This window comes from Bacillus sp. CR71, assembly GCF_003429245.1.
GTDB classification, from domain to species: Bacteria; Bacillota; Bacilli; order Bacillales; family Bacillaceae_G; genus Bacillus_A; species Bacillus_A thuringiensis_S.
This window is the reverse complement of sequence record NZ_CP031748.1, coordinates 4,160,276-4,160,580: the sequence shown is the minus strand read 5'-3', so window position 1 is coordinate 4,160,580 and position 305 is coordinate 4,160,276. Positions and strand designations below refer to the sequence as shown.

Genomic DNA, 305 nt, shown 5'->3' with positions numbered 1-305 from the left:
TGAACGCCTTGAGGTCCAGTAGCACCCGTGTTACCTTGAACGCCTTGAGGTCCAGTGGCACCCGTGTTACCTTGAACGCCTTGAGGTCCAGTAGCACCCGTGTTACCTTGAACGCCTTGAGGTCCAGTGGCACCCGTGTTACCTTGAACACCTTGAGGTCCAGTGGCACCCGTGTTACCTTGAACACCTTGAGGTCCAGTAGCACCCGTAGCACCAGTAGCGCCGGTAGCACCCGTGTTACCTTGAACGCCTTGAGGTCCAGTAGCACCCGTGTTACCTTGAACGCCTTGAGGTCCAGTGGCACC

The 305-nt window shown here is 57.4% G+C and carries 1 pseudogene; it reads right to left on the bottom strand.

Annotated elements, in window-relative coordinates:
- A pseudogene (locus DOS87_RS29925) lies at positions 1–305 on the bottom strand (collagen-like protein); the annotation flags it as partial.